The 7639-nt window shown below is 62.6% G+C and carries 5 protein-coding genes and 4 pseudogenes; 2 read left to right on the top strand and 7 right to left on the bottom strand.

The window, feature by feature from the left end; translation table 11 throughout:
* The 4 genes and pseudogenes from OC184_RS18820 to OC184_RS18800 form a co-directional block, all read right to left on the bottom strand.
* On the bottom strand, window positions 1-464 hold a 464-nt coding region (locus OC184_RS18820; protein ID WP_265508685.1), incomplete at its 3' end, for a hypothetical protein.
* Between the two features lie 119 nt (window positions 465-583).
* Window positions 584-733: pseudogene (locus tag OC184_RS18815) on the bottom strand (IS3 family transposase); the annotation flags it as partial.
* 1187 nt (window positions 734-1920) lie between these two features.
* Window positions 1921-2134: pseudogene (locus OC184_RS18805) on the bottom strand (hypothetical protein); the annotation flags it as partial.
* A 16-nt stretch (window positions 2135-2150) separates the two neighbouring features.
* Window positions 2151-2528, bottom strand: a pseudogene (locus OC184_RS18800) (homogentisate 1,2-dioxygenase); the annotation flags it as partial.
* Here OC184_RS18800 and OC184_RS18795 point away from each other — a divergent pair.
* Both OC184_RS18795 and OC184_RS18790 read left to right on the top strand, forming a co-directional pair.
* Window positions 2496-3095 (top strand): MarR family winged helix-turn-helix transcriptional regulator, encoded by a 600-nt coding sequence (locus OC184_RS18795; protein WP_265508684.1) that lies wholly within the window; start codon window positions 2496-2498, stop codon window positions 3093-3095. The pseudogene OC184_RS18800 and the gene OC184_RS18795 overlap by 33 nt on opposite strands.
* A 213-nt stretch (window positions 3096-3308) precedes the next feature.
* Entirely contained in the window at window positions 3309-4319 is a 1011-nt protein-coding gene (locus OC184_RS18790; protein WP_265508683.1) for an acyltransferase family protein, read from the top strand.
* A 594-nt stretch (window positions 4320-4913) separates the two neighbouring features.
* Here OC184_RS18790 and OC184_RS18785 read toward each other — a convergent pair.
* The 3 genes and pseudogenes from OC184_RS18785 to OC184_RS18780 all read right to left on the bottom strand — a co-directional run.
* Window positions 4914-5921: pseudogene (locus OC184_RS18785) on the bottom strand (IS5 family transposase).
* A gap of 953 nt (window positions 5922-6874) precedes the next feature.
* A complete protein-coding gene (locus OC184_RS20610; RefSeq protein WP_378927142.1) occupies window positions 6875-7192 on the bottom strand; it encodes a DUF2934 domain-containing protein in 318 nt (105 codons plus the stop codon).
* Between the two features lie 324 nt (window positions 7193-7516).
* Window positions 7517-7639, bottom strand: a 123-nt coding sequence (locus tag OC184_RS18780) for an SDR family oxidoreductase (RefSeq protein ID WP_265506608.1), incomplete at its 5' end; no start/stop codon positions are given.

The following is a 7639-nucleotide window of genomic DNA, read 5'->3' as shown; positions in this document are numbered from 1 at the left end:
CCAGGGAAGCTTGGATCATCGGGGTGCTGCACATGCGTGATGCACAGCATCGTCGTCATGCGGACGGACTCGTTGTTGAGAACTGATTTCGTACGCTTGGTGAGGGCGGTGTAGTTCACGCCGAACTTGAGACCTTCCACGAAATCGCACCTAGATGCCGCCATGGAGGTGATATGCGCGTAAACGACAGGGCGCCCAGCGCTGTCCCTTCCAACGCTGTCAAATTTGACCAGATCGCCATGCTCGTCATCAACCACGGGAATGCCGGCTGCCCTGAGAGCATGCCGGTCAGTGAATATCCCGGGAACGCCGTCAAAGACTCCGTTGCGCAATTCGCCAAGAACCTGATCGTCAGTCGCGCCTGTGAGGTCACTGGCCAGCTCGATGATCGGAATCGCGACGCGCGTGGTCGCCTGCCATCGACACCCGGATCGGTCCATCTCCCGAATGTCCTGCCGTGCCATCGCTTTCTCCTTTCCCGAGAAGGGCCACCTCCGCGCGGCGGCACCAGGCAGGCAAGCGGGGAGCTGTTGTCCTTTGATGCATGCTCGGTGGGCACAGATGGGATCCATACCAGCGGGACGCGAGAGCGTTCTCTGGGAACTTTGGCGCGCAGGATCTCAGCTTCCAGCGCCTTGCGGCCGAGATGCCATTCAAGTTCGCGGATGCGACCTTCCAACTGCCGCATGACCTTGTTGCTGGTGACGTCATCATCCTGGGCCACGGCAACACTCCGGCGCAAGTCGCCGTGAGATCACATCCAGAAAGCATCTTTCCGTAGCCCCGTCGTGTCGTGGGGAAAGATGCTTTCACCAAGACGTGGTTATGATCATCGACCACGGCCGCAACGTGGACGTCCTTACGGGTGTCGACCCCGCCAGCGACGGTGCTGGTCTTCGATGACTTGGTATTCATTATAATCCAGTTCTCCTGCGATCGCTGCATTGAACGACGCCCAGCTCGTTGCGGGACAGGACAATCATGAGATCCCGCGAAAAGCAGGATCACGCCCGTTTCGGGTCACACGCAAAACCGGCGAGCCAAAGCCTCACCGAAAGGCGCTTCCAAGCGGCCGATAGGTCTAGAGAAAGACAAGTCACGATCGGAATGCGGGTCAAGCCGCACCGAGCCAACCTGCGGCGCCAGCATAACAGACGGTCGATCGGTGTTTGGGTCAGACGGGCCAACGAACTGCCAATCATCGTATGACTGTCCGTATTCATACTCCCGGGCGCGCCGGAGCGGTAAATGGCCTCGTTCAGTGCATCAACACAAAAGCCGGCCTCCATCGTCTTTGAGATGCGCCACGGAAGCGCCTTGCGGGTGAACCAGTCCATGATGCCGACAAAGACCGGAAGCTGCGCCGCATCGGCAGGTTGGTGATGTCGGCGCACCAGACCTGACCGGGGCGGTCCACGCGCGGCCCACCCAGCAGACGCCTGTGGATGAGTGGCGAACCAAAGCGCTGAGCTGCAAATACGTGCATCAAAGCGATGGCCCGAATGTTGGCTCGGCAGGAAGCACCTTTCAACGAGGCGGAAAGTGCGGCCTCTATGAGTCAACTCGAAGCGCGCAAGCTGAATGTCGTGGCGTCGGCCGCGGTATCGGATCATCGCCGTGGCTGGCGCTTCACCAGTTCTCACTGTGGGAGCCTTGATCTCCTCCGGGTTGAGTACGTGACGCTCCCAAGACTGGCCGGTGACGACTCAACCTTCCCCCACACGCCCGATGTCCTGCGCCACGCGCCTATCAACATCCGCTTGAAGGCATGGCGTGGGCTTCTCGGACAGATGCGAAACGCCTCGCCATTTGTGTCGAGGCGCTGGATGGGCAGCGATTGCAGAGGAAGCGCGGCACTATCTTCAGGCTTCTTGGTTCAAGCACCATGGCGAGCGAACCTACGCGACGACTGGGACGTGTCGCCACAAAGTCCAGCGACCCACGCTGGTTCGGCATCAGTGCGAGGGACACCGGTGTTCTGCTGCCTCGGGCACGTTCGCGACCGCGCCTGCCTCTACGACAGTGTCGTCGGGAGAACAGTCCCCGGACTGTTCTCCGATCCTCCTCCATCTTCGCGGTAAAACCGACACAGTCTCGCCGGGTTCATCAGCGCGCCCTTGCGGTCCAGCAACAGCATGGCGCCGGCACACCTCCGCCGTGGTCATGGTCCGCATGCCGGTGATCCAGGTCAGATCACCTTCTGGGACGGGGATCGGGACCCACCGGTACTGCCCCAGGCTGGTCACGGTCGGCACCACGTTCGGCGCCGTCTTCCAGTGCGGCACATCAATCGGGGTGAAGCGGCCGGTGTGGTGAACCGAGGGGCGGATGCGATAGCACCAGGTTCGTTCGTTCTGGCCGCGCGGTGCGGTGCCCGACAGCTGTTCGGCGTAGAGGCCATAGTTGCACTTCTGCGGGCTGTTCTGGCCCTGCGGCAGCGCGCCCGGCAGCGCCTCGGTGTCGAAGTCGTTGCCGAAGCCGGGCATGTAGCCGTCGTGCGTGCCGATGGCTCCGCTGGCGCGGATCATGCCTTCGGCAAGCTGCCAGGCGGTTCGAGCGCCTCTCTCATTCGTTGCGTTTGCAGTAAACGTACTGCCGCCGCGATGCTGTCAAGCCGGGCATTGCTGGTAAGGCAGGGCCGTGCCTGCACCCGAAAGGAGCACCGCATACCATTGCATTTTTCCGAATTTCTGCCCTATCAGCTCGGAGTGGCCGCCACGAAGATCAGCCGCAGGTTTGCAGCGCTCTACCGGGCCGAGGCCGGACTTACGATCCCTGAATGGCGGGGCCTGACGCATCTGGACCATTCGGGGCCGGCCAGCGTGTGCGACATCACGGCGCGGGTCCACCTGGACAAGGGCATAGTCAGCCGCGCTGCAACCCGGCTGGAGCAAGGAGGCATCGTCAGCATCTCTGACCACGAGACCGACCGCCGCGCGGTGGTCCTTTACCTCACCGATAAGAGCCGCGCCCTGATGCAGAGGCTCCGCCGCATCGCCGACGCTTCCCAAGCCCAGCTGCTGCAAGACCTGCAAGACGACGCCAGTCTCCTCCAGCAGGCGCTGAAGCGCATCATTAAGGAGCCGTCAGCCTGACACCGCCAACCTGATTGGGCGCCTCGGCCGGTTTCGCGGCCGGCGCTGCCGTAACCCCCTGCCCTCATTTCCGGGATCGGCCACCCATCGTCCAGCGGCGATTGACCGCTTGCGCGATTCCTCGCGCTGGAAAAATGCACGTTGCGCATCTATTAACCATTTGTCGGTCTCCACCCGGCGCGTGACACCTTGTACCGATTGTGAGAGTTGATCATGTCGAACCGCCTCGACTTCCTCGATTGCGCCAAAGGCATCTCGATCACGCTGGTCGTGATCTTTCATGCGACAATGGCGCTGCAGAAGCATGACCTTGCGGATGCGCATTACTGGCTGCTGAACAACTTCATGTCACCCATCAGGATGCCGGTGTTCTTCTTCATCTCGGGCTTCCTGCTGCGGCGTACGGCGAAGGATCCGAACCCCGACGCCTTCCTGCGCAAGGTCGTGAACGTCGCCTATTTGTTCGCGCTGTGGTCGATCCTGCACCTGACCTGGAGGACGCTGTCGCCGCTGGCGTCCGCCCCCGCGCCGGATCGGTGGATCATGTTCCTTGTCAGCCCCAGCAGCGTGCTGTGGTTCATCTGGGCGCTGGCCATCTATTTCTGCGTCGCCCGCGCCGGCCGGGTCCTGCCACGGAAGGCGATCTTCTCCGCGGCCCTGTTCCTGTCGCTTTGCACCTATCTGGGCGTGTTCAGCTTCGACAACTATGCCCATGCGAATGTGCTGACATACCTGCCATTCTTCCTTTTCGGGACGTGGTATTCTGAACCCCTGGTCAATTCCCCTCTGCTGCGCCACCCGCTGGCGTTTCCGCTGTCCCTGGCGGTGTTCGCGGTTGGGTTCGCCCTCCTCTACAAGGGCAGCTTTCCGGTGCTGCTGGAAAGCGCGTCCGGCTTCCTTCTGGCGATGCTGGGCGTGGTGGTCGGCCTGTCGACCGCCATCTTCCTATGCGGATTCGGCACGATCTGCGCCATACCGGTCTTTCTGGGCCGCAATACGCTTGGCATCTATGTCGCACATTCGCCGATCGTGGCGACGCTCGCCGCAGGCGCGGCCGCGGCTGGGCCTCGGACGATGGTGACGCAGCTGGGCGTCCCGCTGGTGGCGGTCGCCGCGATCCTGCTGTCACTGGGCCTCAAGCTTCTGCTCGAGAAGGCGGGGTTCCGGTGGCTCTACAGGTTTCCCGTCCCGCTGACGCCAAGACCGGCGAAGGCCTTGTCCTGAGCGGCTGTCCGGTTCTGACAACGGGCCTCTAATCCGGCCAGGATCAGGACCAGCAGACCCCTGGTGGCGTGCCTGAAGACAGGAGTGTCCATGCCGACTGCAGCAGCACGTTTCCCGTCGCCGATATCGGTGCCTCGGCCCGCGGTATCCCTGCGATGGAGAGCCTGTTCAGGGGCATGCCCGACCCGAACGGCTGCCCGCAAAGCTTGTCGGAACTGCCGAGAAGCTTACAGGAGACAGACACCCGATGGCTGTATGTGCCGGTGCGCCAGATGCACGCTTTGTGCTATAGCAGCCGGGAAACCGCTTCCCGCAGCTCCGGGTGCATGATCCAGCGCCCGGGGTCGTCCGGCGTCGGGAGCCAAGCTGCGATCGCTATGGTGGGAACGTCCTCGCCCACGCGAACTCGAAATGCAGGGATCTCGGCGTGCATCTGTTCAGCCAACTCCCGGCATGCTTTTCCATATGCGCCAGCTTGGGCAAGCTGCAGCGTACGCTCACTCCCGCGTCGCCAGCAGCTGCATGCGCCTGCATCCGCTGGACATTGCTGTGCTAATTTGCTGTGGCCTGAGACGATTCTCACGCGCTTTGGGTTCAGCCAACGGCTGTGATCTTGGCCATGCCGAGTGCGTTGTATCCGTTCATGATGGCGATGCGGATCTGGATGTCTGCAGTCTGTCGATCCAGGTCGCGTGAGGCGATGCGTTCGCCGAAGGCCTTGAGGCAATTCATCCGCGCCTCGACCCGACTTCGGACGTGGTAGCCGACCGAACGCTTCCAGTTGGCTCGTCCCAGGTGTCGTGTCTGGTGCAGGATGTCGTTGCGGACGCGTGCGGCCGGGCAATCCTCTTTCCAAGGGCGACCGTTCCGGCGGATGGGGATGCGCGCTTTGGCCCCTCGATCAACGATCGCACCATGGCATCGTCTGGTGTCATAGGTGCCGTCGGCCGTGACCGAGCCGATTTCTTCATCCTCGGGGACCTGCGCAAGCAGGTCTGGCAGCAGCGGGCTGTCGCCTTGTCGGCTCGACGTGAATTCGACGGCCCGGACGTCGCCAGTCTGAGCATCCATGCCGATATGGACTTTGCGCCGCGCGCCATGGTCGCTCGAACCAGTGGCGCAACCAGGCGTGCCCTGCGTCGAGACGCACCATGCTTGCGCGCCTGCCACTCGCCATCGCCACGGAACTTGATATCGCCTCGCCATGGTCACTCGGCCAGTGGCGTTCCCATGGCTCGATGTCGATCAGCAGGGTCACGGGACCGTCCGGGCGGCGGCAGGTGATCTGCACCGCAAGCCGTGCCTGAAGTCGGCAGAGCATGGAATAGTCCGGAACCGGCAAGACCAATCCCGCCACCTCGATCAGGCTGGCGACCAGCCGACCGTTTGCCGCAGCGGCAGGCTGAACAGCACCTTCAGCGTCAGGCAGGTGTGGATCGCGCTCTTGGAGAAGGTCTTCGGATGACCACGCTTGCCGGTCTTCGTGGCATGCCAAGCCATCGTCGGGTCGAACCAGATCGACAGCGAACCGCGGCGGTGCAGGGCGGCGTTATAGTCAGGCCAGTTCGTCGTGCGGTCGCGGGGAGAAGAAGCCTCAAGCATGTCCCGAAGCTAACATTCAGGCTTCACAACGTGGATCCACCTCATCGATAAGTGCAACAACGCTGTTCGACCATCCGCCATTCACGGTCGATCAGCTCCAGATCAACCAGTCGGGCAGCCTTGACCGAAAGGCAGGGAACCGTTTCTGAACCTGTCAGTGTCGGTCTTCGGGGGTGCAGTTGCATTCGAATCATGTCCGTCTTCCTGGTGCGGACAGCATCGCCTACACCGATGACGGCGGAGTTCCCGGGCAGGTCAGGGCTCTCCGGGCCCCGACTTGACCCTCTTGCTCTTTGCCATTCATGCCCCTTTTCCTTGCCTTCCCAGAGGGGTCTTGAGCTACTGAAAAATGAGGGACGGGCGCAATTCGTTGCAGCAATTGGCGGCGGAGGAGACGACGAAAGATGGGTAAAAATAAAGGCTCCGCCCCTCATTTACTAGGCCCTCCCCCCTGCTTATGTTGGGTTCGTGGGTATTGTCCCACCTCACTCCCTCAATGATGCCGGACCCGAGGTGCTTCTCGATGCCTTGGCGGGAGGGCGGCGCGTGCGTCTTCAGAAACTGCGCCGTGAACGGCGGGCCGTGGGCCTGGTCGCTGGCCAGAGACCGGAGGCCGCAATCCATTCTCCGGCCGAGATCATCACAGCATGGCGGACGACCGCCACAAGGTCTCGATGCCCGCCGGTTTTAACCGCAGGAAGCAGAAGCCGTCCTCGGCGTTGTGAGACGCAGTCCGCTCGACCGGTCCGGCAAGCACTTCAGTCGAACTATAAGCGGCCTACAGGGTCATGAACGGCGCAATTAGCGGGCCGTTTATTCAGCAGTGTCGGAGCCTTCGGCGACAACCTTCGGCTTGCGGCCCCTCTTCACCTTTGGGGCGCCCTCCACTCCACCGGCAGCAGCCGGCGCCTTGCGAGCTCGCGGGGCCTTCGGCGCTTCCGTGCCCTCTTCGGCTACGGCTTTGGACTTGCGCCCCTTGTTGTCCGTGGGGCATCATCTGATCCCTCGGCTGCCGCATCGGCTGCGGCTTTTGGCGGGCGGCCCCGCCTCGCCTTTGGAGCCTCCGCTGCCTCTTCCGCGACGTCCTTTGGCTTGCGCCCCCGGCGGACGGCGGCTTTTCCCGCCGGGGCGGAGGATTGTGCCTCTTCCTCTGCAGCAATTTCCTGCTCGGCCTGCGACCAGTGCTGGGCATCCTGACCCTCGGGACGGCCCGCCTGCTCCCACAGCGCGTGCGCCCGGTCTCGAACCCTTTGCGTGCGTTCCTCATTCATGGTTAAATTCTCCTTCTGTCATGCCGGACATGTGGCACCTGTCAACGCGATCAGCGGAGTCGCCACCGTCTGAACATTGGAACCTCACCCTGGCAGAAACAAGAGATGCAGCCAACTGCCTCTGTAGCACGCCGATCGAGGAGCATGAAGCGGAGGCAAGGTCGCTGTTCGACGCGCTCGGCGGAGTGCCCATGTCCCCGCGCTTTCGGTACTGCTTGAAACTTCGCTCCTGAACGTGCCCAAGCGCAACAGCCAGATTTTCCCACCAACGACGCAGACTGCGTCCGCTGGTCTTTCGGTCACCCGCGGCGCATATAAGCGACCTCATCTTGCAAGCCAGCCTCCATCGACGTTGATGATTGCGCCGTTGACATAGTCGGATGCGGGGGCGGCGAGGAAGACGGCGGTCTGGGCGATGTCCTCGGGGCGGCCCCACCGGCCGGCGGG

The sequence above is a fragment of the Paracoccus rhizosphaerae genome, from assembly GCF_026162645.1.
GTDB classification, from domain to species: domain Bacteria; phylum Pseudomonadota; class Alphaproteobacteria; order Rhodobacterales; family Rhodobacteraceae; genus Paracoccus; species Paracoccus rhizosphaerae.
The sequence above is the reverse complement of the archived record's forward strand: the minus strand, read 5'-3'. Positions and strand labels throughout refer to the sequence as shown.